Origin of the sequence: Pseudobutyrivibrio sp. LB2011 (genome assembly GCF_000701765.1) — a bacterium.
GTDB lineage: Bacteria > Bacillota > Clostridia > Lachnospirales > Lachnospiraceae > Pseudobutyrivibrio > Pseudobutyrivibrio ruminis.
In genome coordinates this window covers 608,386-633,008 of record NZ_JNJS01000001.1, presented here as the reverse complement: position 1 = coordinate 633,008, position 24,623 = coordinate 608,386, and the positions used below count along the sequence as shown (strand labels likewise).

Below are 24,623 nucleotides of genomic sequence, written 5' to 3'. Positions count from 1 at the left end.
CATGAAGGTTTTTACTACGGACAAGATTAGAAATGTTGTGTTACTTGGTCACAGCGGGGCGGGCAAAACCAGTCTCATCGAATCAATGGCTTTTCTAGCTGGTCAAATCAGCAAGCCGGGCACTATCGAGGCTGGTAATACCATTAGTGACTATGACAAATTGGAACAAAAAAACAAGTTTTCTATCTACACATCTTTAGCACCTATCGTATGGGGCGATACCAAGATTAATTTCCTAGATACACCAGGATTCATTGATTTCGTTGGAGAAGTTGAGGAAGCTGTTAGTGCAGCTGACGCAGCTATTATTGTTATATCTGGAAAAAGTGGAATTGAAGTTGGTACAAAAAAGGCCTGGGAGATGTGCGATAAGTTTAATCTTCCTAGAATGGTATTTGTAACTGACATGGATATAGATGATGCCAGCTATAGAGAAATCGTTGAAGAACTTCAAGGCTTGTATGGCAAAAAGATTGCTCCTTTCCATTTGCCAATTCGTGAAAATGGAGAGTTCGTTGGCTATGTAAATGTTATACAGCAAATTGGAAAGCGCTGGAAGGCAGATGGCACTGTAGAACATTGCGATGTACCTGATTATAGCAAGGAATACTTAGAGAAATATCGTGAGGCTTTGATGGAATCTGTTGCTGAGACATCAGAGGAATTCATGGACAGGTATTTTGGCGGCGAAGAATTTTCAGAGGATGAAATTCGTCAGGCTCTTCGTGCAAATGTAGGCACAGGCGACATTGTTCCTGTTATGATGGGCTCAAATCTTACAAATCGCGGACAGTACACAATGCTTACAGACGTTGTAAAATATCTTCCTAGTCCAGAGGATCGCAAGGTTTCTGGAATTAACGCAAATACGAATGAGGTTTACGAAGCAAATTATGATTTTGCTAAGCCAAAGAGTGCATACGTATTTAAGACTATCGTAGATCCATTTGTTGGAAAGTATTCATTGATTAAGGTTAATTCCGGCGTTCTTAAAACTGATGATTTGCTTTACAACAAGCATAAGGAAACAGAAGAGAAAATCGGCAAGCTTTACATTTTAACAGGTAGTAAGGCAGAGGAAGTACCTGAGCTTCACGCTGGTGATATCGGTGCTTTATCTAAGCTTTCAAAGGTTGCTACAACTGATTCTCTTTCTACAAAAGCTAATCCAATCCTTTACATCAGAACACCTTTATCTACACCTTATACATACAAGAGATATAAGGCGAAGAATAAGGGGGACGAGGATAAGATTGCTCAGGCACTTGCAAAGCTTTGCGCCGAAGACTTAACTTTAAAAGTAGTTAACGATGGCGAAAATAGTCAGTCACTTATCTATGGTATTGGTGACAGACATATCGATATGCTTGTTCAAAAGCTCAATGAAAAGTATAAAGTTGATATTGAACTGAGCCAGCCAAAGATTGCATTTAAAGAGACAATCAGAGGAAAGGCTGATGTTGAATACAAGTATAAGAAGCAAACTGGTGGACATGGTCAGTATGGACACGTTAAGATGACTTTCGAGCCTTCAGGAAATATGGAAGAACATTACAACTTTACAGAATCAGTTGTTGGTGGTGCTGTTCCAAAGAACTATTTCCCAGCTGTAGAAAAAGGCTTGCAGGAAGCAGTACTTGCTGGTCCACTTGCAGCATACCCTGTAGTTGGAATTCATGCTAATCTTTACGATGGAAGCTATCATCCAGTTGATTCTTCTGAAATGGCATTTAAAGTAGCTGCAAAGGGTGCTTTCAAGGATGGTATTATGAAGGCTAATCCTATCCTGTTGGAGCCAATTGAAACTCTTAAGGTTATAGTTCCGGATGCTTACACAGGTGACGTTATGGGCGACTTGAACAAACGCCGTGGCCGTGTTCTTGGAATGAATCCTACAGAAACAGCTGGCAAGACAGAAGTACTTGCTGAGGTTCCTATGGCAGAGCTTTATGGATACGACACAACACTTCGTTCTATGACAGGTGGATATGGAACATTCTCTTATGAATTAGCTCGTTACGAGCAGGTTCCATCAGATGTTCAAGCCAAAGAAGTTGAGCGTCGTGCTAACAAGATTAAGGATGTTGATGAGGAATAAATAACATATAAAAAGTAAACTAAGGGGCTACCGAATGGTAGCCTCTTTTTTAGTAGTTAATTGCAACTTTAGTATTGACTTTGCATATAGTAAGTATTATTATACTACCTAGATAAACAATTCAAAGGAGAAAAGTTATGTTAATTTTATTTGGTACAAGAAGAATGAATAAAGAGATGGGAGTAGACAATCGTCAGTTGTACAAATGTCCACATTGTAACAATGTTTCCCATTACAAGATTGTAAGAAATAGGCTGTATTTTACATTATTCTTTGTTCCGGTTCTTCCGTTGTCGTCAACATATTATGAGGTTTGCCCTATCTGCGAAAGAGGTGGAATTATAACAAAAGCTATAGCTAAAGAAGCAATTGTAGCTCCAGAAGCTATAGCAGTAAATCAGTAATTATATAACAGAAGAGCAACGTAATCTTTGTATTCCTGGATTTTGTTTGCTTTTCTGATTTTTTTGATTGCTTTTTCACAGTTATTAAAATTTGATTGCCAGAAAGACCAGAATTCCTTCATGCGATGAAGAACAGGTTTCTCGCCTGAAAGGATATCAATGTATTGATTTAGTAATTCATCGTGGAACTTTTTGAATGTATCTAAATCAATAGTTTGGTTATCTCTTTGATTATTGTAGTTTAATGCTAATTCTGGATTTGAAATCAAACCACGTCCAAGCATTATCGCATTTACGTTAGGATATTTTTCCTCGATTAGTTTGATGTCATTAACGGAAGTCAAATCTCCATTATATACAATAGGGTGTTTGGAATTTGCCATTGCATAATCAAAGAATTCCATTCTGATTGGCTCTCTATAATAATCTGATTGAATTCTTGGATGGATAGTCAATTCTGAAATAGGATATTTATTATAAATACCAAGTATTTCATAGAATTCTTCTGGTTCTACCTTGCCAAGGCGAGTTTTAATTGAAATATTTGGTACCTTAGCATTTTTGATTGCACATTCTGTTTCAAGTCTGTTGAAGATGCTATCAAGCATCATATCCAATTCCTCAGGGTAATACAAAAGTCCTGAACCTTTTTTCTTGGCAACAACAGTACCACTTGGACAACCAAGGTTAAAATTGATTTCTTTAAAGCCTAAAGCTGCTATTTCAGCAGCTGCCCATAAAAAATGATCTTCGTTATTGGTTAATAATTGAGGAACGGTGATATTGACATCATTTTTATCAGGATCAATATCTTTGAATTCTCTTGTTGTAAATTTAAAAGTAGAATTAGGAGATATGAATGGGGTGTAAACCTTATCTACGCCGCCATAATATTTGCAAAAAGTATTTCTATAAATGCTGTCTGTTACGCCCTCAAGTGGAGCTAAATATAATTTCTTCATATGGGTATTTTATTAGGCGCATGTAGGAATTGCAATAGAATAAAATTTTTATATGACAATACTTGAATTCTTTTAAGTATTATACGAAAATATATTTTGTTTTAACGGGAGGAATGTATTTATGAATAAGTTTATGACAAAGTATTTCATGGCCATCTTTGGTGGTATTTTCGCGCTTGTTGGAACTATTATCATTATTGTTGGTATTATAACCAATGTTAAAACGTCTCAGTTCAAAGAATCCGCAGTTGAAGTGAATGGTGTAATTGACAATATCATCGTTGAGGATCGTGGAGATGAAACTGATTATGATGTTTTTGTTGCATTCGAGTATGACGGAGAGTATTACGAGGATGTCCACTTGGATTTCTATTCAAGTAGTATGTATGAGGGGCAAGAAATAGATTTGCTTATTGACCCTGATAACCCTACAGATGTTCATACCAGCGACGGTGATTTATTCTTCACTTTGATGTTTGTAGGATTGGGTGGTCTCTTTGCTTTAATTGGTTACATTATTCTTATTGTTAGTATTATTAACAAGAAAAAGAGGGCAGGATTGCTGGAAAGTGGCCAGCATATTTATGGTGAAATCGAATCTATGGATCAGGATTACAGCATAACAATTAATGGTAGACATCCTTTTAGAATTTATTGCAAATATAAGAATCCTACTGATGGATATATTTATAAATTTAAAAGCAATGTTTTAGATTTTAATCCATGGGATTCTTATAAGATTGGAGATTCTATTGATATTTATGTGAATCCTAATAATTTCAAAAAGTACTACGTAGATGCTGTAGATAAAGCTGCAGACATAGTAAGAGATTACACCTAATAGGCGGGAGGATATATTTCAATGACAGAATATAATTGGTCCACTGACAAATCCATTACAAAAGAAGAAAAGGATTCTAGAAGAAATAAAGTAAATATTCTGCAGACTATAAATTATGTTTTAGGATTTGTTTTGTTTGCTGTGCCATGTATTTCATTGATTATCGACACTAAATTATTCTGTATGATTTATATCTTTTGTATTATTGGTGCTTGGATATACTTTATCATCTTTAGAAATTACATGGTTTTCGAGCATAAGGACAAAACTAATTACGATAAAAGCATGTATGCATCAGGAGAAGTACCTATCTGGTGCGCTGCAGTGTCTTCTCTGTTTGGCTTGTTAAAAGTATTCTTAAATATTAATCATGTAAATTATATCGTATTTACGATTGAAATTATTGGCTTTGCTGTTATTGTCACTTTACTGTTTGGAGTTCTTCCAAAAGAAAGAGAATATAAAAAATATTTTTATATTTGTGTAGCAATTCTTGGAGTATATAGTGGGTGGCTCTTATCTGATTCAGTATCTGTAGTTACAGCAGAGGTTGAATCAGCGGAAGAGTTAACTGTTGTTGATGCCGAAATTCATCACAATAACAGAGGTCCTGATACTCACTATTTGACCGTGGATTCTGAGTCATTCGAGAATGAAGAATTAAGTGTTACTGATGACATTTATTATCTGGCCACCGAAGGTTATGAGGATGAACTTAGATTATATATTGCAAAAGATATTTTTGGCGTAGAGGTATATTACATAGATGAAGTTCAGTAAGATTTGTATAATTTCTATTTGCTTATCAACATTATTATGTTTTCTTGGATGTGGCAGCATTGAGCCTTCCCATGAATATGGCGTATACATAGGGGCTGATCCTGAGGATTTAGAGGACAGAGATTTACCATCTACAATTGTTATTGATGCTCAGTATTATTCTTCTGAAGAGATTTCAAGCTTACAAGTTGATGGTCATATCGTTTATACGTATCTTAATATAGGTTCTATAGAGAATTTTAGAGATTATTACAGCGATTATGAAGATATTACTCTAGGAACATATGAAAACTGGGAGGATGAACAATGGGTTGATGTATCCCAGGCAAAATGGCAGGAATTTATTTCTGCTAAAGCTGATGAGCTTATGGATAAGGGCGTCGATGGATTTTTCGTAGATAATTGTGACGTTTATTATCAGTATCCTACAGAAGAAATCTTTTCTGGTGTATCAAACATACTGGAGGATTTAAAAGATAAAGGCGGATATGTTCTTATTAACGGCGGGGATTCCTATGTAACCGAGTATTATAATCGCTATTATTCTTTGGATGCCATTCTTGATGGAGTTAATCAGGAGAGTGTATACACCTGTATAGATTGGGACAACGATTCCTTTGGTGTTAATACCGATGAAGACAGAGAGTATTTTAGTGATTACTTAAATATGGTCTTGGATGATAATAAAGATGCATACGTACTGGAATACGCAAATGATTCCGAGGTAGAAGAAGAGGTGTATAACTATGCTAGCAAAATGGGTTATATCCCATACATATCACATTCACTTGAATTAAAATAAGTTAGACAACCTTGTCTAATGGCTTAAAACAGGGCACTCTCGTTTTGTGTCCTGTTAATTTTTAGCTTATATTTTATACTTCAATTATCAACGAAAGGAGGAAATTCACTTTGGATCAACAGAAAATTGGCAAGTTTTTAAAACAGCTTAGAAATGAAAAACAAATGACTCAAGAAATGCTTGCCCAGGTTTTCAATGTGAGCTCACGAACTATATCAAGATGGGAGACCGGAAGCAACTTGCCAGATATATCTTTACTGGTAGAAATTGCTGACTTCTTTGATGTAGATGTTCGCGAGATAATTGAAGGTGAAAGAAAAAGCGATATGATGAATGAAGAATTACATGATGTTGCTGAGAAAATGGCTGATTATGCAGATGCTGAAAAAACTAATCTTCTTAATTGGGTGAGAGGCTTTAGCTTGGTGGGGACCTTTTTACTTACTCTTGCAATAGCGCTTCAATGCATTAATTATGAGCCCAATTTTATGAGGGCTTTGGCTATTCTTTTTTCTTTTCTTGGCTTTGTTGGTATGGCAATAACCACTTTGTATACTAATGGCATTTTGCAGAAGCTGGCGAAGAAAAAGCATTTTGGTCTAGTTGTAAAAGTTATTGTAGGAGTTCTTGCTATATTTAGTTTGCGATTTATTCTTGTGTTTTTATTTATATATGTTCTTTGCTTTTATGAAATGTCGCAACCTTATGTACATAAAACGGGAATTGAAAACTATGATAAAGAATACATATTAGAGGAATACGGAGGAGATATAAACAGTAGTTTATTAATATTTCCTGACGATGTGTCTGATATGTTATCCTCGGACTATGAGTATTTTCTTAAAACAGGGCTTTTTGATACAGATGGCGACATAATTTTAGAGGCCACGTATACAGATGAGAATTATGATAAGGAAGTAGAACGTTTATCTGAAATTAAATGTACTATCTATGACACTATCAAGGAAGATAGTGACTATCATATTAGCCATATTTTATATGATGATGAGTCCTATAATTATCCTGCATATATTGCCATTGATGGCCAAAGTCATGCCTATGAGTATGCGCTTTTAGATGAGGATAATAATAGAATTGTTTATGTTTACTTGGCTTATCCGGCTGATGCAATAAATGGCGGACATTTGGTAAAGTGTAGAGATTTTCTAAAGAAAGATTTATCTTCATATATTGAAGTGGATTCCACAATTGACCGATTTAGTATTTATTATTACAATTTTGGTGATAATATTTGGACAGGGTATGACCCCGAGGAAGAAGGTCGTGTCACCACAGGACAAGAGCGATAATTATTAAAAAGCTGTAGATGTTTTCATTGCAAAACTCTACAGCTTTTATTATAATTTCGGTTAGTTGTATAGATTACGAGGTGAGAAAATGAAACATAACTTTAAAGCTATTGAGAAAAAATGGCAAGCAGCTTGGGAAAAGGACGAGATTTTCAAAGCTGTTGATGGTTCTGATAAGCCAAAATTCTATGGTCTTGTAGAGTTCCCATATCCATCTGGTGCTGGTATGCACGTTGGACATATCAAGGCTTATTCTTCAGTTGAGGTAGTATCTAGAAAGCGAAGAATGCAGGGATACAATGTATTATTCCCTATCGGTTTTGATGCATTTGGTCTTCCTACAGAGAATTACGCTGTAAAGACAAACACTCATCCAAGAAAGATTACAGATGACAATATCAAGAAATTTACTACTCAGCTTAAGAGTGTAGGATTCTCTTTTGATTATAGTCGTACAATCGACACTACACAGGAGGACTACTACAAGTGGACTCAGTGGATTTTCCTTAAGATGTTCGAGAAGGGCCTTGTTTTCAGAGATAAGACTCTTGTTAACTACTGCCCACATTGTAAGGTAGTACTTTCAAACGAGGATTCACAGGGTGGTAAATGTGATATCTGCGATACAGACGTTATCCAGAAGGAAAAGGACGTTTGGTATCTTCGTATCACAGAGTACGCTGATAAGCTTCTTCAGGGACTTGATGGTCTTGATTTCCCAGAGAATATCAAGCAGCAGCAGGTTAACTGGATTGGTAAATCAAAGGGTGCTTTCGTAAACTTCACACTTGAAGGAATCGAAGACAAGCTTGAGATTTACACAACACGACCAGATACACTTTGCGGTGTTACATTTATGGTTATTGCTCCTGAGCATCCATATATTGATAAATATGCAGACAAGATTTCTAACATGGACGCTATCCTTGCTTACAGAGCAGAGTGCCAGAAGAAGTCTGAGTTTGAGCGTACACAGCTTGTTTCAAAGGACAAGACTGGTGTACGTGTTGAGGGCTTTGATGCAATCAACCCAATCACAGGTAAGAAGATTCCTGTATTCATTTCAGATTACGTTATGATGGGCTACGGTACTGGTGCAATTATGGCCGTTCCTGCTCATGATCAGCGTGACTGGGACTTCGCTACTAAGTTTGGTATCGATATTATCCCTGTTATTGAGGGTGGAGATGTTACAAAAGAAGCTTACACAGGCGAAGGAAACATGATTAATTCTGAGTTCCTTAATGGTCTTAACAACAAAAAGGACTCAATCGATAGAATGATTCAGGAGCTTGAAAAGCTTGGTTGTGGTAAGGCTGGTGTTCAGTTCAAGATGAAGGATTGGGCATTTAATAGACAGCGTTACTGGGGCGAGCCTATTCCAATCGTACATTGTCCTACATGTGGCGATGTTGCAGTTCCTTATGAGGAGCTTCCACTTAAGCTTCCTGTAATGGAGAAGTTTGAGCCTGGTACAGATGGAGAGTCTCCACTTGCTAGAGTAGAAAGCTTTGTAAATTGCAAGTGTCCTAAGTGTGGCGGCGATGCAAAGCGCGAGACAGATACTATGCCTCAGTGGGCAGGTTCTTCTTGGTATTTCCTTCGTTACATCGACCCACATAATGACAACGAATTTGCTGCTAGAGAAAAGCTCAACTACTGGATGCCAGTAGATTGGTACAACGGTGGTATGGAGCACGTTACTCGTCACTTGATTTACTCACGTTTCTGGCATCACTTCCTATATGACCTTGGTGTTGTTAATACTCCAGAGCCATATAAGAAGAGAAGTGCTCAGGGTATGATCCTTGGCGAGGACGGACAGAAGATGTCTAAGTCTCGTGGCAATGTTATCGATCCACTTGATATCGTAGATGCATACGGTGCTGATACACTTCGTACATACGTATTATTCATGGGTGACTATGGCGCAGCTGCTCCTTGGTCAGATGCTTCAGTTCGTGGATGTAAGAGATTCCTTGAGAGATTTGCTGGTCTTACAGATATCATTACAGATGAAGCAAATAGCGAAAAGATTGAAACAGGAATTCATAAGACAATAAAGAAGGTTACAGAAGATATCGAAGCTATGAAGTTCAACACAGCTATCGCTGCAATGATGGGACTCCTTAACGATATCGTAGCAGAAGGTCATATCACAAAGGATAACCTTATGCTTCTTGTAAAGATTCTCAGCCCATTTGCACCACATCTTTGTGAAGAGATGTATGCAGAACTTGGCGGTGAGGGATACTGCTCACTTGCACAGTGGCCAGAATTTGATCCTAAGAAGATTGTAGAATCTTCAATTGAGATTGCTGTTCAGGTTAACGGAAAGCTTAAAGCTACAATCACAATCCCTAACGGATGCGATAAGGATGAAGCTCTTTCAATCGCTAAGGCTGACGAAAATGTAGCAAAAGCTCTCGATGGCAAGAACCTTGTTAAAGAGATTTACGTTCCAAACAAAATCGTAAACCTCGTGGTAAAGTAATACTGTAATTTGATTGTTAATTGAGCCAGTAGCTTGATAGCTACTGGCGGACTGGGTTAAGGAGATAATGTATGAGCAAAATTCAGATGACGACACCTTTGGTTGAGATGGACGGAGACGAGATGACTCGTATCCTTTGGCAAATGATTAAGGACGAGCTACTTCTTCCATTCATTGATTTAAAGACTGAGTATTATGATTTAGGTTTAGAGCACAGAAATGAGACAGATGACAAAGTTACAGTGGAGTCAGCTGAAGCTACAAAGAAATATGGTGTTGCTGTAAAGTGCGCCACCATTACTCCTAATGCTGCACGCATGACTGAATACAACCTTAAGGAAATGTGGAAGAGTCCAAATGGTACAATTCGTGCAATCCTTGATGGCACAGTTTTCCGTGCACCTATCGTTGTTAAAGGCATCGACCCAAATGTTAAATCTTGGAAAAAGCCTATTACAATTGCTCGTCATGCTTACGGTGATGTATACAAGAATACTGAAATGAGAATTCCAGGAGCTGGAAAAGTTGAGCTTGTATACACAGCTGAAGACGGAACAGAAGAGCGTTCTCTTGTTCATACATTTAATGGTCCTGGCGTTGTTCAGGGGCAGCACAATCTTGACAATTCTATCGAAAGCTTTGCTCATAGTTGCTTCAAGTACGCTTTAGATACAAAGCAGGATCTTTGGTTTGCTACTAAAGACACTATTTCAAAAAAATATGATCATAGATTCAAGGATGTGTTCCAGGAAATCTTTGATAAAGAATATAAGGACGCATTTGATAAGGTAGGAATCGAATATTTCTATACACTTATCGATGATGCAGTTGCTCGTGTAATGAAATCTGAGGGCGGATTTATATGGGCATGCAAGAACTATGATGGTGATGTTATGTCAGATATGATTTCATCTGCATTTGGTTCACTTGCTATGATGACATCAGTACTAGTTAGCCCAGCAGGCTATTATGAATACGAAGCAGCTCATGGTACAGTTCAGCGTCATTATTACAAGCACTTAAAAGGTGAAGAGACATCTACAAACTCTGTAGCTACAATCTTTGCCTGGACAGGAGCACTTAGAAAGCGCGGTGAATTAGACAATATTCCAGAGCTTTCTGAGTTTGCTGACAAGCTTGAGCAGGCTTGTATTAAGACAATCGAAGATGGTAAGATGACCAAAGACTTGGCACTTATCACATCTATCGAGAACCCAACAGTCCTTAATTCAAGGGATTTCATCATTGAAATCCGCAAGACTTTAGAGTCACTTTAAAATTGTCTGACAACTACATATAGTGGTATATCGTGTTGACATACACAATATAGTCTTTTATAATGGTCTCATACGTGGTCTAGGCGTACGAGACCATTTTATGTTCGTAGATTATAGGGAGAGAAAAACTTGGAAATGAATGTTAAGCTTCAGGCATTTGAGGGGCCGCTGGATTTGCTTCTTCACCTGATAGATAAAAACAAAGTTGATATTTACGATATTCCTATTGTTGAGATTACTGATCAATATATGGAATATGTCCGTGCTATGGACCAAAGCGATTTGGATGTTATGAGTGAGTTCTTACTTATGGCCACCACACTTTTGGATATCAAAAGCCGTATGCTTCTCCCTCGTGAAGAAAAAGAAGATGATGGAGAGGAAGCTGAGGATCCTCGTGCAGAGTTGGTACAGCAGTTGTTGGAATACAAAATGTACAAAACAATTTCTTACCAGCTTAGAGATAGACAGATGGATGCTAGCCTTGTATTCTACAAGGAGCCTACTATTCCTGAGGAAGTTCTCAAATATGAGCAGCCAGTTGATTTAGAGGAGCTCATGAGTGACTTAACTCTTAACAAGCTAAACGAGATTTTTAATCAAGTTCTTAAGAGACAGGATAATCGCCGAGATCCAATTCGTTCTACATTCGGTAAAATCAAAAAAGAAGAAGTTAGCCTTGAGCAGAAAATGGAATGGACCATTGCATTTGCAAAGGCTCACAATACATTTAGTTTTAGAAATCTTCTTGAGGCAGCTCATTCAAAGACAGAGGTTATCGTTACATTCCTTTGCATTCTTGAAATGATGAAGGCTGGTCAGATTAATATTACTCAGGAAGATACATTTACAGATATTCTTATAGAATCAAAGATTGCTGCTTAGACAGCTTTTGAAGGGGTATTATGGAATTAAAAGAAATCGAAAATATAGTTGAGGGTATACTTTTTGCAATGGGTGGCACTGTTGAGCCATCTAAGATAGCAAAGGCTCTTGAAATAGAAGAAAAGCAGGTAGTTGAAGCTATTGAATCTTTAAAAAATAGCTATAAAGAACAGAATAGAGGTATTACAATTACAGAAATCGATGGGGCTTATCAGATGTGCACTAGCCCTGATATTTACGAATACCTTATTCGTATAGCAAAGCAACCTAAGAAATATGTTCTTACTGATGTTTTGCTGGAGACACTTTCTATTATTGCTTACAAGCAGCCAATCACTAAATCGGAAATCGAAAAGATCCGTGGTGTTTCCTGCGATTTTGCTGTTTCAAAGCTTGTTGAGTTTGGTCTTTGCACAGAGCTTGGCCGTCTCGATGCACCTGGTAGACCTATGCTTTTTGGTACTACAGAGGAGTTCCTTCGTTCATTTGGCGTTAGTTCAATCGAGGAGCTTCCTGAGCTTTCTCAAACTCAAATTGAAGAGTTCAAAATCGAGGCTGAAAATGAGGCTAGCAATGTAGAAGTTACCATTTAATTTTACATGTGTTTTATATAGTCAATCCATCCCTTGGATTGGCTATTTTTGTGCCTATTTTTCAAGGAAAATAATGACCAATCTTTTTAACATAAATTTATGACAATTTTTTAACACATTCGCATTGAAATGGGGGCTAAAAATGGTTATCATTAAACTTGCGAGAAATTTTGAAATATTTTATATAAATGGAGGTATAAGATGGGTAATGATTTAAGTCAGGCTCAGGCTAGAATTAACGCGTTACTTGATGACAACAGCTTTGTTGAGCTTCAGTCATTAGTAACAAGTCGCAACACTGATTTTAACCTTGATGCGAAAAAGGAACCATCAGACGGAGTAATTATTGGACATGGTCTTGTGGATGGAACTTTAGTATTCGTATTTAGCCAGAATGCCGATGTTTTGGGTGGCACAATTGGCGAAATGCACGCTAAAAAGATTCTTTCTGTATATGACATGGCACTTAAGGTTGGTGCACCAGTAATCGGCTTTATTGATTGTGGTGGAGTTCGTCTTCAGGAGTCGTTCGATGCACTTGAAGCACTTGGTTCTGTTATTGAAAGAGCCGCTGATGTTAAAGGGGTTATTCCACAGCTTATTTGTGTAGCTGGCAACTGTGGTGGAGGTCTTTCAGTATTACCTGCACTTGCAGATTTCACATTTATGGTTGATGGAGCAAAGCTTTTCATTAACTCACCAGATACAATTTCTGGAAACAGTTCTGATAAATGCGATACTTCTTCAGCTACATTCCAGTTTGAAGAAGCTGGTACAGTAGATATGCATGGTTCACTTGCAGAGGTTGTTTCATCTATGAGACAGGTTATTTCTATGATTCCAAACGACATCGTAGAAGCAAGTGATGATCTTAATAGAGCAGCAGAAGGCCTTGAGGGTAAGCTCACAGATGCAGCTGCAGTTGCTACAGAGCTTGCTGATAACAGACAGTTTGTTGAACTTAAGGCTGGTTTTGCTAAAGAAATGGTAACAGGCCTTATTAAGCTTGATGGTGTTACTATCGGCGTTGTTGGTAATAGAGAGGTTGATGGCGAAGCTGTTCTTTCAGCTGCTGGCTGTGAGAAGGCTGCTGATTTCGTAGATCTTTGTGATATGTATGAAATTCCAGTTCTTTCAATTACTAATGTTGCAGCTTTCAAGTCTTGCACATGTCAGGAAAAGAGACTTCCAAGAGCTCTTTCACAAATGACACAGCGCTTTGTAGATGCTAGCGTTCCAAAGATTAATCTTATTACAAAGCAGGGCTACGGCACACCTTATGTACTTATGAATTCTAAGTCACTTGGTGCAGATTTAGTTTATGCTTTTGATAGCACATCTGTTGGAGCAATGGAAGCTTCTAAGGCTGCAAAGATTCTTGCAGATAATGGTACAGATGCTGCAGCAATCGAAAAAGATTACGCTGAGCTTCAGGATAGTGCCCTTACAGCAGCTGCTCACGGACATATCGATAGAATCGTTTCAATGGCAGATGCTAGAAAATATATTATTGCAGGATTTGAAATGTTCTTTTAAGAGCAGGAAGGTGAACATATGAAGAATAAATTAAAGATTTGCTTATGCACCTTAGCGCTTGCTCTTGGTTTGATGGCGTGTGGCGGCCAAAAGGATGATACTTTAGGTGGTCGTACAGAAGCTGACTATCAATCAGAATTGTCTAGCATGCTTACACAGCTTTCAACACTTGATGAAGCAGCAATTGACTACAATATTTCATATATTTCGTCATATGAAGATGGTGCAACACTTGTAACACTTCTTGAGGATTACAAGGACTGTTACGATGAGTCCAATGAATATGTTGGAATCGGCGAATTTAATGTCGAGAAATCTGGTAAGACAATCACTGCAACACTTATTGGAGATTACTCAAAAAGAGATTTAAAGATGACTTTTGTTTACAGTACATTAGATGCATCTACTCCAACTGCAATGAATATCGAGCCAGTATACACTTTAGGTGAGACAATGCAGAAGGCTGCTTTGAATACAGTAATGGGTATCCTTATTGTGTTCTGTATGCTTGTTGTAATGTCAGGCGTAATCAAGCTTTTTGAGATTATTCCTAAGCTTGAAAAGAGATCTAAAGAAAAGAAAGAGGGTGCTGTTGCTGCTCCAGTTGTTAGCAATACACCTGCACCAGTTAAAAATGAAATAGATGATTTACAGCTTGTTGCTGTAATTGCCGCAGCAATCGCTGCTAGTACAGGAGCTTCTACAGATTCGTTTGTAGTTCGTTCTATCAAGAAAAGACATTAGAATTAGGAGGATTTTTCCATGAAAAATTATACAATCACTGTTAATGGAACAGTATATGATGTTACTGTAGAAGATAAGGGAGGTTCTGGTGTTTCTCCAGTTACTCCTTCAGCTGCACCTAAGGCAGCAGCACCAGCTCCAGTAGCTACAGGCGCTGCAGGCGGTGTTAAAATCGAAGCTGGAGCAGCTGGTAAGGTTGTTAAGATTGCAGCTGCAGCTGGTACAGCAGTTAAGAAGGGTGATCCAGTTGTAGTTCTTGAGGTTATGAAGATGGAAACACCTGTTGTTGCACCACAGGATGGTACTGTTGCATCAATCAATTGTAACGAAGGACAGCAGGTTGAGGCTGGCGCATTACTTGCAACTATGAACTAATAGGAGGATTACACATGAGTTACGTTGGAGAGACATTGTTAAATCTCGCCGGTCAAACTGCATTTGCGAATTTGACTTGGGGAAACTTTGTCATGATAGCGGTTGCCTGTGTTTTCCTTTATCTTGCAATTAAAAAGGGATATGAACCACTTCTTTTATTACCAATCGCATTTGGTATGTTATTGGTTAATATTTACCCTGACATTATTGCATCACCAGAGGAAACATCTAATGGTGTAGGCGGCTTGCTTTATTATTTCTATACTCTTGATGAGTATTCAATTCTTCCTTCGCTTATTTTCATGGGCGTTGGAGCAATGACTGATTTCGGTCCACTTATCGCTAATCCAATAAGCTTTTGGCTTGGCGCTGCAGCACAGATTGGTATTTTCACAGCTTACCTTCTTGCAATCCTTTTAGGATTCTCAGATCAGGCAGCAGCTGCTGTATCAATCATCGGTGGAGCAGATGGACCTACATCTATTTTCTTGGCTGGTAAACTTGGACAATCAGCACTTATGGGACCAATTGCTGTAGCAGCATACTCATATATGTCACTTGTTCCAATCATTCAGCCACCAATTATGAAGGCACTTACAACAAAAGAAGAGCGCTCAATCAAAATGGCACAGCTTAGACCTGTATCAAAGCTTGAAAAGATTCTCTTCCCAATCGTTGTTACAATTATTGTATGTTTGATTTTACCTACAACAGCTCCTCTTGTTGGTATGCTTATGCTTGGTAACTTATTCAAGGAGTCTGGTGTTGTAAATCAGCTAACAGAGACAGCATCAAATGCACTTATGTACATCGTAGTTATTTTACTTGGTACATCAGTAGGAGCGTCTACATCAGCTGAAGCATTCTTGAATCCAGCTACACTCAAGATCGTTGTTCTTGGTCTTGTTGCTTTCGTATTCGGTACAGCTGCTGGTGTATTATTCGGAAAGCTTCTTTGCCATATTACAGGTGGAAAAATCAATCCACTTATTGGATCGGCAGGTGTTTCTGCTGTACCAATGGCAGCCCGTGTTTCACAGAAGGTCGGTGCAGAGGAAGATCCTACAAACTTCTTACTTATGCACGCTATGGGACCTAACGTAGCAGGCGTTATCGGAACAGCCGTAGCAGCCGGTGTATTTATGGCTATATTCGGTGTTTAGTTCTTATATATTAATTATTCAGGAGGGAATTACAAATGGCAGATATTAGTCCAAAGCCAGTTAAAATTACAGAGACAGTGCTCCGTGATGCGCATCAGTCTCTTATAGCAACACGTATGCCTACCTCAATTATGCTTCCTATCATTGATAAAATGGACCAGGTTGGATATAACGCAGTAGAGTGCTGGGGTGGTGCTACATTTGATGCATGTCTTCGTTTCCTTAAGGAAGATCCATGGGATAGACTTAGACAGCTTCGTGATGGATTTAAGAATACAAAGCTTCAGATGCTTTTCAGAGGTCAGAACATCTTAGGATACAGCCAGTATCCAGATGATGTTGTTGAATACTTCGTTCAGAAGTCAATTGCAAATGGTATCGATATCATTCGTATTTTTGACTGCCTTAACGATATCAGAAACCTTCAGACAGCAGTTAATGCTACAAACAAAGAGAAAGGACATGCACAGGTTGCCCTTTCATACACTCTTGGCGAGGCTTATACACTTGATTACTGGAAGGATATTGCAAAGCGTATCGAAGATATGGGTGCATCTTCAATCTGTATCAAGGATATGGCTGGTCTTCTTGTTCCAGCTAAGGCTTCAGAGCTTGTTTCAGCATTAAAAGAATCTACAAGCCTTCCTATCGAGCTTCATACTCACTACACATCAGGTGTTGCAAGTATGACATATATGAAGGCTGTAGAGGCAGGATGTGATATCATCGACTGCGCAATTTCACCTTTTGCACTTGGTACATCTCAGCCTGCAACAGAAGTTATGGCTGCTGCATTCGAAGGAACACCTTATGATACAGGATTTGATCAGGAACTTCTTTCAGAAATTGCTGATTACTTCAGACCATACAGAGAAGAGTGCATCGAAAGTGGTCTTATGTCAACAAAGGTACTTGGTGTAAACATCAACACACTTCGTTATCAGGTTCCAGGCGGTATGCTTTCAAACCTTATCAGCCAGCTTAAAGAGCAGGGTAAGGAAGATAAGCTTCGTGAGGTTCTTGAGGAAGTACCACGTGTACGTAAGGATCTTGGTGAGCCACCACTTGTTACACCTTCTTCTCAGATTGTTGGTACACAGGCTGTATTCAATGTTCTTATGGGTGAGAGATACAAGGTTGTTACAGAGCAGACTAAGGATATTCTCCTTGGAAAGTATGGTCAGACAGTTAAGCCTTTCAACCCAGAGGTTGTAGAGAAGGCACTTGGTGCTGACAAAGATAAAGCTATCACATGCCGTCCAGCAGACTTACTTGAGCCAGGACTTAAGAAGTTTGAAGAGGAATGTGCTAGATGGAAACAGCAGGATGAGGATGTGTTATCATACGCATTATTCCCAAAGGTTGCTACAGAGTTCTTCGAGTATCGTGAGGCTCAGCAGACAAAGGTTGATCCTGCAAAGGCAGATAAGGAAAATAAAGCTTATCCAGTTTAATTTCAATAGTGATGAGGCAATGCAAGATTTCTTGCATTGCCTTTTTTTGCATAGTATAATAAATATCTCAATGATTAGTAAAAGGAGTGTTTATGGCTACTACAACTGATTTAATTTCAAAAATTAATGAAAATTACGGCAGAATGTCAAAGGGACAAAAGCTTCTTGCAAATTATATTATTGATAATTTTGACAAGGCGGTTTTCCTTACTGCAGCAAAGCTTGGAGATATTATTGGCGTATCTGAATCTACCGTAGTACGTTTTGCTTCTTTTATTGGGTATAAGGGTTATCCAGAGTTCCAGCAAGCATTAGAGGAAATGGTTAGAACAAAGCTTAATACTACAGATAGAATTGAGCTTACAAATGGAGGCATCGAGCAAAATGGAGTTTTGCGTTCTGTATTATCCGCAGATGCCTTAAAGGTTAAAAACACCATGGAATCTATCGATGAAGCTGCTTTTGAAAATGCAGTTGAAGCAATTAATAGTGCTAGAAGAATATACATCGTAGGTCTGCGTACATGCGCACCATTGGCTTCATTTTTAGCATTTTATCTAAATATGATTTTTGATAACGTAATTAATCTTCAAACAAGCTCTACTTCAGAGCTATTTGAACAAATGATTCATATCAACGAGGAGGATTGTATCATTGGTATTTCCTTCCCACGCTATTCAATGCGCACATTGAAGGCTTTGGAGTTTGCAAATAATCGAAGAGCTCATGTTGTTACTATTACAGATTCCATTCATTCACCTATGAATCTTTACAGTTCTTGCAATCTCATTGCAGAAAGCGGAATGCATTATGTAGTAGATTCGCTAGTGGCCCCTTTGTCTGTAATAAATGCGTTAATCGTTGAGCTTTGCAATCGTAATCAAGCTACGGTTGCCAACAATCTAGATATGATTGAAAACATATGGAATGATTATCAATTCTACGAAAATGATGAGATAGATTTGGTGGATGATTCTATTAAAATGAATTATTCAGGAGATTTTTAATGATTAAAGTTATTGTTGTTGGTGGCGGTGCTGCCGGCATGATGGCAGCTTATGCTGCTAGTATGTGTGGCCATGATGTCACTTTGTTAGAGAAAAACGAAAAGCTAGGAAAAAAGATTTATATTACAGGAAAGGGTAGATGTAATTTTACAAATGCCTGTGATGAAACAGATTTTTTCAAGAATGTTGTTAGCAATCCTAAGTTTTTGTACAGTGCATTATATACCTTCAATTCCGATGCTATGATTGGCTTCATTGAAATGCATGGCACCGAGACAAAGGTTGAAAGAGGAAATAGAGCCTTTCCTGTTTCGGACCACGCTTCGGATATTACAAAAGCCTTAAAAAACGGTCTTGATGAATACAATGTAAATATTCTTCTTAACACAGAAGTTTCTAATATATTAATTGAAAATGATACAGCTGTTGGAGTATCACTTAAGGATAAAACTCAGTTAAAGGCTGATCATGTTATTGTTTGTACCGGAGGGCTTTCATATCAGACTACCGGTTCTACAGGTGATGGTCTTCGCTGGGCTAAAAAAATCGGCTTAGGTGTTACCGATACAAGACCGGCTTTAGTTCCACTTAATGTTAAAGAAGACTATGTTATGTCTATGCAGGGCCTTTCTCTAAAGAATGTAAATCTTTCTATATATAATGGAAAGAAAAAGCTTTATGATAATTTTGGTGAAATGCTATTTACCCATTTTGGTGTATCTGGTCCACTTGTGCTTTCAGCAAGCTCTATAATTGGCAAGACTTTACAAAGTGAAGGTAAGCTTAATGCTTTTATCGACTTGAAGCCTGCGCTTTCTGTAGAGGAGCTAGATGCCAGAATACTTAGGGACTTTAATGACAATATGAATAAGCATCTTAGCTCAGTTCTTAGGGGTCTTCTTCCTTCATCTATGGTTCCTGTTTTTATAGAACTTTTGGATATCGATGACAATAGACAAATCAACTCTATCACCAAGGAAGAGAGAAACAATATTATTAAGCTCCTTAAGAATTTCCCTTTTACTATTACGGGACTTAGAGAATTCAAAGAAGCAATTGTCACTCAGGGTGGAGTTTGCGTCAAGGATATTGACCCATCCACTATGAAATGTAAAAATATAAATGGCCTTTCTTTTGCAGGAGAGGTTTTGGATTTGGATGCCTTTACAGGCGGATTTAATCTTCAGATAGCATGGTCTACAGGTTATCTTGCTGGACTTAGTATTTAATTATTTTACGGAGGATATATATTATGGCAATGAATGTTGCAATCGACGGACCTGCAGGTGCAGGTAAATCTACAATAGCTAAAGCTGTTGCAGCAAAGAAAGGATATGTATATGTAGATACTGGTGCTATGTATAGAGCAATGGCACTTTATTTTCTTAGAGCAGGTATCGCTTCAGATGACGAGAAATCTATTTCTGAAAAGGTAGATGAAATAGTTGTTTCTATTAAATATGAAGATGGTGCTCAGCATGTAATCCTTAATGGTGAGGATGTTACTGGTCTTATCAGAACAGAAGAGGTTGGAAACATGGCCAGCGCAACATCAGTTTACTCTGCAGTTAGAATAAAGCTTGTTGCTTTACAGCAGGAGCTTGCTAAAACTACAGATGTAATTATGGACGGAAGAGATATTGGTACTGTAGTTCTTCCTAATGCTGATGTTAAGGTTTTCCTTACAGCTTCTGTTGAATGCAGAGCGAAGAGACGTTTTGATGAGCTTAAGGCTAAGGGAGTCGAGGCTGATTTTGACCAGATTGCAAAAGATATCGAAGAAAGAGATTATAGAGATTCTCACAGAGAAATAAGCCCATTAAAGCAGGCTGATGATGCAGTGTTAGTTGATAGTTCAGACATGACTATTGATGAAGTGGTTGCTGCAATTATAGATTTATGTAAATAAAGGTATTTTATATGGAAGTAATCTTAGCTAAATCTGCAGGTTTTTGCTTTGGAGTGCAAAGAGCTGTTGATGTTGTAAACAAACAAATAGAAGAGGGAGTTTCTCCGCTTTATACCTATGGTCCCATTATTCATAATGAAGAAGTTGTAAAAGACTTCGAGAGCCATGGAGTTCAGGTTATGGATGAGGATTCCAATAAGAATTATGAGCCAGGAACTGTTATCATTCGTTCTCACGGTGTTACAAAAGCCGTTGAGGAAGGTTTAAAGGCTGCTGGTCACAATGTTATTGATGCTACATGTCCTTTTGTAAAAAAGATTCATCGTGCTGTTGATGAACATTCTAAGAATGGAGAGTACATTGTAATCATTGGTAATCCGGATCATCCTGAGGTTCGAGGCATAGTTGGTTGGATTAACGGAGATAAGTATACAGTGATTTCAGGAGAGCAAAGCGCTAAAGACTTTTCAGTTAATTCTCACGATACTATTTGTATTGTTTCTCAAACCACCTTTAACCACAATAAATTTCAAGAATTAGTTGAAATTATAAAGCAAAAAGGTTATCATATTATTGTTTTGAATACAATATGCGATGCGACTAATAAAAGGCAGGTTGAGGCTTTTGACATTGCGTCACAGGTCGATGCTATGCTTGTTATTGGAAGTAAAAATTCATCCAATACACAAAAGTTGTACGAGATATGCAAAACACGATGCAACAATACTTACTATATACAGACGGCTGATGATTTCCAGCCATCTGACCTTAGTTCCATTGAAAGTGTAGGTATTACCGCAGGGGCATCCACCCCAAACAATATTATTGAGGAGGTTCAAAAGAAATGTCAGAAATGAGTTTTGAACAAATGTTGGAGGAATCATTTAAAACTATACACAATGGAGAGGTAGTAGACGGTACTGTTATTAGCGTAAAGCCAGATGAAATCGTTTTAAATATCGGTTACAAGTCAGATGGTATCATAACACGTTCAGAGTACACAAATGAGTCAAACGTCGATCTTACTACTGTAGTTAAAGTTGGTGATCCTTTATCAGCTATCGTAATCAAGGTAAATGATGGTGAGGGTCAGGTTCTTCTTTCATACAAGAGACTTGCTCAGGAAAAGGGCAACGAAAGACTTGCAGAAGCTTTTGAAAGCGGAGAGGTTCTTACAGCTACAGTTGATAAGGTTCTTAAGGGTGGCCTTACAGTTGTTGTTGATGAGGCTAGAGTATTTATTCCAGCTTCATTTGTATCAGATGTTTATGAAAAGGATCTTGGAAAGTACCAGGGTCAGGAAATCAGCTTTGTAATCACAGAGTTCGATCCAAAGCGTCGTAGAATCATTGGTAACAGAAAGACACTTCTTGTTGCTGATAGAGCAAAGGCTCAGGAAGAGCTTATGTCTAAGATTGCTGTTGGACAGGAATTCGAAGGAACAGTTAAGAATGTTAAAGACTTCGGTGCATTCATCGATTTAGGTGGTGCTGATGGTCTTCTTCATATCTCAGAGATGAGCTGGGGCCGTGTTGAGAATCCTACAAAGACTCTTAACGTTGGCGATACAATCAAGGTATTCGTTAAGGAAATCAAGGATGGCAAAATTGCTCTTTCTTGCAAGTTCGATAACGAGAATCCATGGAATGGTGCTGCAGATAAGTATGCAGTAGGTTCTGTAGTAAAGGGTAAAGTAGTTCGTATGAAAGACTTTGGTGCTTTCGTAGAGCTTGCTCCTGGAATCGATGCACTTCTTCATGTATCTCAGATTTCTAAGGATCGTATTGAAAAGCCTTCAGATGTTCTTACAATTGGTCAGGACATCGAAGCAAAGGTTGTTGAATTCAACGATGCTGAGAAGAAGATTAGCCTTTCTATCAAGGCTCTTCTTGAGCCAGAGGCTGCTGATGATGCAGATGTTGCAGATGTAAATATCGAAGAAGTAGCTGCTACAGAAGAATAATCTTTTGACTATTTTTAAGGTCTAGGTTTTAAATCTAGACCTTTTTTCTATTTCAAATGCAATTATTCTTAGAAAAATAACAATAAATACACAAATAATGTATATAATGTATCTATTCCGAGTTACAGAAAGAAATATAAAAATAGATAGGAGAAGATTTTATGGACAATTACGATGGATTCAAGAAAGAGGTTTATGATCTTACTAAAATCGATTTAAGTTCCTATAAAGAGAAGCAGATGCGTAGACGTATCGATTCTCTTGTTACTAAACATAAATGCAAGGAGTATCACGATTATGTTGCTCTTTTAAAGAGTGATAAAGAAGTTTTTGATGAGTTCGTTAATTTCCTCACTATAAATGTTTCTGAGTTTTATAGAAATCCAGAGCAGTGGGATCTTCTTACAAAAGAATTCATTCCGGAGCTTATCAAGCATTCTGGCCAGAATCTTAAAATTTGGAGTGCTGCTTGTTCTACTGGAGATGAGCCTTATTCTTTGGTAATGGCTTTATCGCAGCATCTTCCTCTTAATAAGATTAAGATTCTTGCAACAGACATTGACAAGCAGGTAATTGCAACTGCAAAGGTTGGCCTATACAATGCTAAAAGTATTGCAAATGTTCCTGCAGATTTAAAAAAGAAGTACTTTACACCAGTAGGAAATTCATTCCAGATAAGTGAAGAGATAAAGAAGTGCGTAGAATTTAAAGAGCATAATTTGCTTCGCGATACATATCCTACAAACTACGACATGATTGTTTGTCGAAATGTATTGATTTACTTTACAGATGAAGCGAAGGACGAAGTTTATGATAAATTCTGCAAATCACTTCGTCCTGGTGGCATTTTATTCATCGGCTCTACAGAGCAGGTTATTAATTACAAAGATCTTGGATATAAGCGTCGTTACTCTTTCTATTATGAGAAGAACTAGTGCTTAAGCATGTATCTTACAACCGTCAATAGAAGATTAGGAGTAATGTCATTGACATCCACAAATGCCTCCTTTGCTTCATATGAAGGTTTGAATAATCGGGTAGTTCCAATATCGATTTTTTCAGGGAGGGCAAGGAATTGTCCTTCCTTTTTTACTTTACAATCTTGTTTTTTAGCTGGACGTCGACTGTTTTTATCCATGCTTTCTCCTAATGATTTAGGTATTATCATATCCTCATTTATCAGATAATAATAGTTCTTGTAATCGGGCAGGAAGGTGAGCAGTTCTCCGTCAAACAAATCCAACGTAACGTATATACGATTGCCCTTTATAATGTATAAACCGTAATCTCGCTGTTTATTAATCGAATTCGGAATTGCGATATCGGTTTCTACTATAAATCTGAGTTTATTAGATTCGAGTTCATGAGAAATATATCGTAATTGCGAATTAAACAAATCAGGGTATGCCAAAATATCGGTAATATATATCATACCTTGAACATCTTCATAATTATGGAGAAGAATAAGTTTTTTGGACTCTAAATCGCCTGTTTGAGAGTATTTTTCGTATACAGGTATAAGTTCTCCTCCGTTGTATTTATCATCGCGATTTAACCCTAGATATTGCTCGATAGTCTTTTGTTTATAGTTTGGAAGATCAAGAAGGCATCTGGCTTTTGTAGTTTTTAAATACATATCCATATGATTCTTAGATTTAATCTTGGTGTTGAAATTGTATTTTCTACATCTTTCTACAATAAAAGATTCATCGAATCGTGTAGAGTTGAATCCGAGCAGTTTATCGTATCCAGACATGACGTTTTCAAATTCTGTAATAATATCGATTTCCTCAGATTCATTCGCTGCCAATAACTGTGTGATAGTAACTGTATTTTCGCTTCTTGTAGCATATCCAATTAAATAAATGAAAGATTTCCTTGGAGAAAGGCCTGTGCACTCAATATCGAAGAAAAGTGTGGTTTTATCAAAATATTTATCAATTGCATAGCTTAAGTTATCTAATTCGTAAGTGTTTTTAAATATTTCCATAATATAACTCGCTTTTTAAAGTTTTTTTCATTAAAT

23 protein-coding genes are annotated in these 24,623 nt (G+C 37.7%); 21 read left to right on the top strand and 2 right to left on the bottom strand.

All coding sequences use genetic code 11. The features are described from left to right. Position 1: 1 nt before the first annotated feature. Positions 2-2,098, top strand: coding sequence for an elongation factor G (locus T375_RS02940; RefSeq protein WP_044934600.1), 2,097 nt, complete (start codon positions 2-4; stop codon positions 2,096-2,098). Positions 2,099-2,235: 137 nt separating this feature from the next. After that, complete coding sequence (locus T375_RS02935; protein WP_049960262.1) at positions 2,236-2,502, top strand: zinc-ribbon domain-containing protein; 267 nt, start codon at positions 2,236-2,238, stop codon at positions 2,500-2,502. Here the strand turns inward: T375_RS02935 and T375_RS02930 are convergent. Then, entirely contained in the window at positions 2,496-3,464 is a 969-nt protein-coding gene (locus T375_RS02930) for a tRNA dihydrouridine synthase (RefSeq protein WP_044934597.1), read from the bottom strand. The two genes, T375_RS02935 and T375_RS02930, sit on opposite strands and share 7 nt — an antisense overlap. Positions 3,465-3,585: 121 nt before the next feature. Here T375_RS02930 and T375_RS02925 point away from each other — a divergent pair, with 121 nt between their 5' ends. The 19 genes from T375_RS02925 (at position 3,586) to T375_RS02835 (ending at position 23,532) form a co-directional block, all read left to right on the top strand. Then, positions 3,586-4,305, top strand: coding sequence for a DUF3592 domain-containing protein (locus tag T375_RS02925; RefSeq protein WP_044934595.1), 720 nt, complete (start codon positions 3,586-3,588; stop codon positions 4,303-4,305). A gap of 21 nt (positions 4,306-4,326) precedes the next feature. After that, the gene (locus tag T375_RS02920) at positions 4,327-5,085 is read left to right on the top strand and encodes a hypothetical protein (RefSeq protein ID WP_044934592.1); all 759 of its coding nucleotides are present in this window, start codon (positions 4,327-4,329) and stop codon (positions 5,083-5,085) included. Then, complete coding sequence (locus tag T375_RS02915) at positions 5,072-5,887, top strand: endo alpha-1,4 polygalactosaminidase (protein WP_049960261.1); 816 nt, start codon at positions 5,072-5,074, stop codon at positions 5,885-5,887. Before T375_RS02920 ends, T375_RS02915 begins: the two co-directional genes overlap by 14 nt. Before the next feature lie 110 nt (positions 5,888-5,997). Beyond that, the gene (locus T375_RS13090; protein WP_049960260.1) at positions 5,998-7,197 is read left to right on the top strand and encodes a helix-turn-helix domain-containing protein; all 1,200 of its coding nucleotides are present in this window, start codon (positions 5,998-6,000) and stop codon (positions 7,195-7,197) included. Positions 7,198-7,285: 88 nt separating this feature from the next. Next, the gene (leuS, locus tag T375_RS02905; protein ID WP_044934589.1) at positions 7,286-9,691 is read left to right on the top strand and encodes a leucine--tRNA ligase; all 2,406 of its coding nucleotides are present in this window, start codon (positions 7,286-7,288) and stop codon (positions 9,689-9,691) included. 71 nt (positions 9,692-9,762) lie between these two features. Beyond that, positions 9,763-10,968, top strand: coding sequence for an NADP-dependent isocitrate dehydrogenase (locus tag T375_RS02900; protein ID WP_044934587.1), 1,206 nt, complete (start codon positions 9,763-9,765; stop codon positions 10,966-10,968). A gap of 129 nt (positions 10,969-11,097) precedes the next feature. Continuing rightward, the gene (locus T375_RS02895) at positions 11,098-11,853 is read left to right on the top strand and encodes a segregation and condensation protein A (RefSeq protein ID WP_044934584.1); all 756 of its coding nucleotides are present in this window, start codon (positions 11,098-11,100) and stop codon (positions 11,851-11,853) included. A 20-nt stretch (positions 11,854-11,873) separates the two neighbouring features. Beyond that, positions 11,874-12,446 carry an SMC-Scp complex subunit ScpB gene (scpB, locus tag T375_RS02890; protein WP_044934581.1) on the top strand — a complete coding sequence of 191 codons (573 nt, stop codon included), beginning with the start codon at positions 11,874-11,876 and terminating at the stop codon, positions 12,444-12,446. 201 nt (positions 12,447-12,647) lie between these two features. Then, positions 12,648-13,982, top strand: coding sequence for a carboxyl transferase domain-containing protein (locus T375_RS02885; protein WP_044934578.1), 1,335 nt, complete (start codon positions 12,648-12,650; stop codon positions 13,980-13,982). A gap of 18 nt (positions 13,983-14,000) precedes the next feature. Beyond that, a complete protein-coding gene (locus T375_RS02880) occupies positions 14,001-14,726 on the top strand; it encodes an OadG family protein (protein WP_044934575.1) in 726 nt (241 codons plus the stop codon). An 18-nt stretch (positions 14,727-14,744) separates the two neighbouring features. Next, a complete protein-coding gene (locus tag T375_RS02875; RefSeq protein ID WP_044934573.1) occupies positions 14,745-15,101 on the top strand; it encodes a biotin/lipoyl-containing protein in 357 nt (118 codons plus the stop codon). A 14-nt stretch (positions 15,102-15,115) separates the two neighbouring features. Further along, positions 15,116-16,264 (top strand): sodium ion-translocating decarboxylase subunit beta, encoded by a 1,149-nt coding sequence (locus T375_RS02870; RefSeq protein WP_044934570.1) that lies wholly within the window; start codon positions 15,116-15,118, stop codon positions 16,262-16,264. Positions 16,265-16,299: 35 nt separating this feature from the next. Continuing rightward, positions 16,300-17,718 carry an oxaloacetate decarboxylase subunit alpha gene (locus T375_RS02865; protein ID WP_044934568.1) on the top strand — a complete coding sequence of 473 codons (1,419 nt, stop codon included), beginning with the start codon at positions 16,300-16,302 and terminating at the stop codon, positions 17,716-17,718. Positions 17,719-17,810: 92 nt separating this feature from the next. Further along, complete coding sequence (locus T375_RS02860; protein WP_044934565.1) at positions 17,811-18,725, top strand: MurR/RpiR family transcriptional regulator; 915 nt, start codon at positions 17,811-17,813, stop codon at positions 18,723-18,725. Next, positions 18,725-19,954, top strand: a complete 1,230-nt coding sequence (locus T375_RS02855; protein WP_044934563.1) for a BaiN/RdsA family NAD(P)/FAD-dependent oxidoreductase — start codon at positions 18,725-18,727, stop codon at positions 19,952-19,954. Before T375_RS02860 ends, T375_RS02855 begins: the two co-directional genes overlap by 1 nt. Positions 19,955-19,977: 23 nt before the next feature. Continuing rightward, positions 19,978-20,634: a (d)CMP kinase gene (cmk, locus tag T375_RS02850; RefSeq protein WP_044934561.1), complete on the top strand. Its 657-nt coding sequence runs from the start codon at positions 19,978-19,980 to the stop codon at positions 20,632-20,634. Positions 20,635-20,645: 11 nt separating this feature from the next. Further along, positions 20,646-21,491 carry a 4-hydroxy-3-methylbut-2-enyl diphosphate reductase gene (ispH, locus tag T375_RS02845; protein ID WP_044934558.1) on the top strand — a complete coding sequence of 282 codons (846 nt, stop codon included), beginning with the start codon at positions 20,646-20,648 and terminating at the stop codon, positions 21,489-21,491. Next, complete coding sequence (gene rpsA, locus T375_RS02840) at positions 21,479-22,597, top strand: 30S ribosomal protein S1 (RefSeq protein ID WP_044934556.1); 1,119 nt, start codon at positions 21,479-21,481, stop codon at positions 22,595-22,597. Before ispH ends, rpsA begins: the two co-directional genes overlap by 13 nt. A gap of 161 nt (positions 22,598-22,758) precedes the next feature. Then, positions 22,759-23,532: a CheR family methyltransferase gene (locus tag T375_RS02835; RefSeq protein ID WP_044934554.1), complete on the top strand. Its 774-nt coding sequence runs from the start codon at positions 22,759-22,761 to the stop codon at positions 23,530-23,532. Here T375_RS02835 and T375_RS02830 read toward each other — a convergent pair. Continuing rightward, entirely contained in the window at positions 23,529-24,587 is a 1,059-nt protein-coding gene (locus tag T375_RS02830) for a ribonuclease H-like domain-containing protein (protein WP_044934552.1), read from the bottom strand. The two genes, T375_RS02835 and T375_RS02830, sit on opposite strands and share 4 nt — an antisense overlap. Positions 24,588-24,623 lie beyond the last annotated feature (36 nt).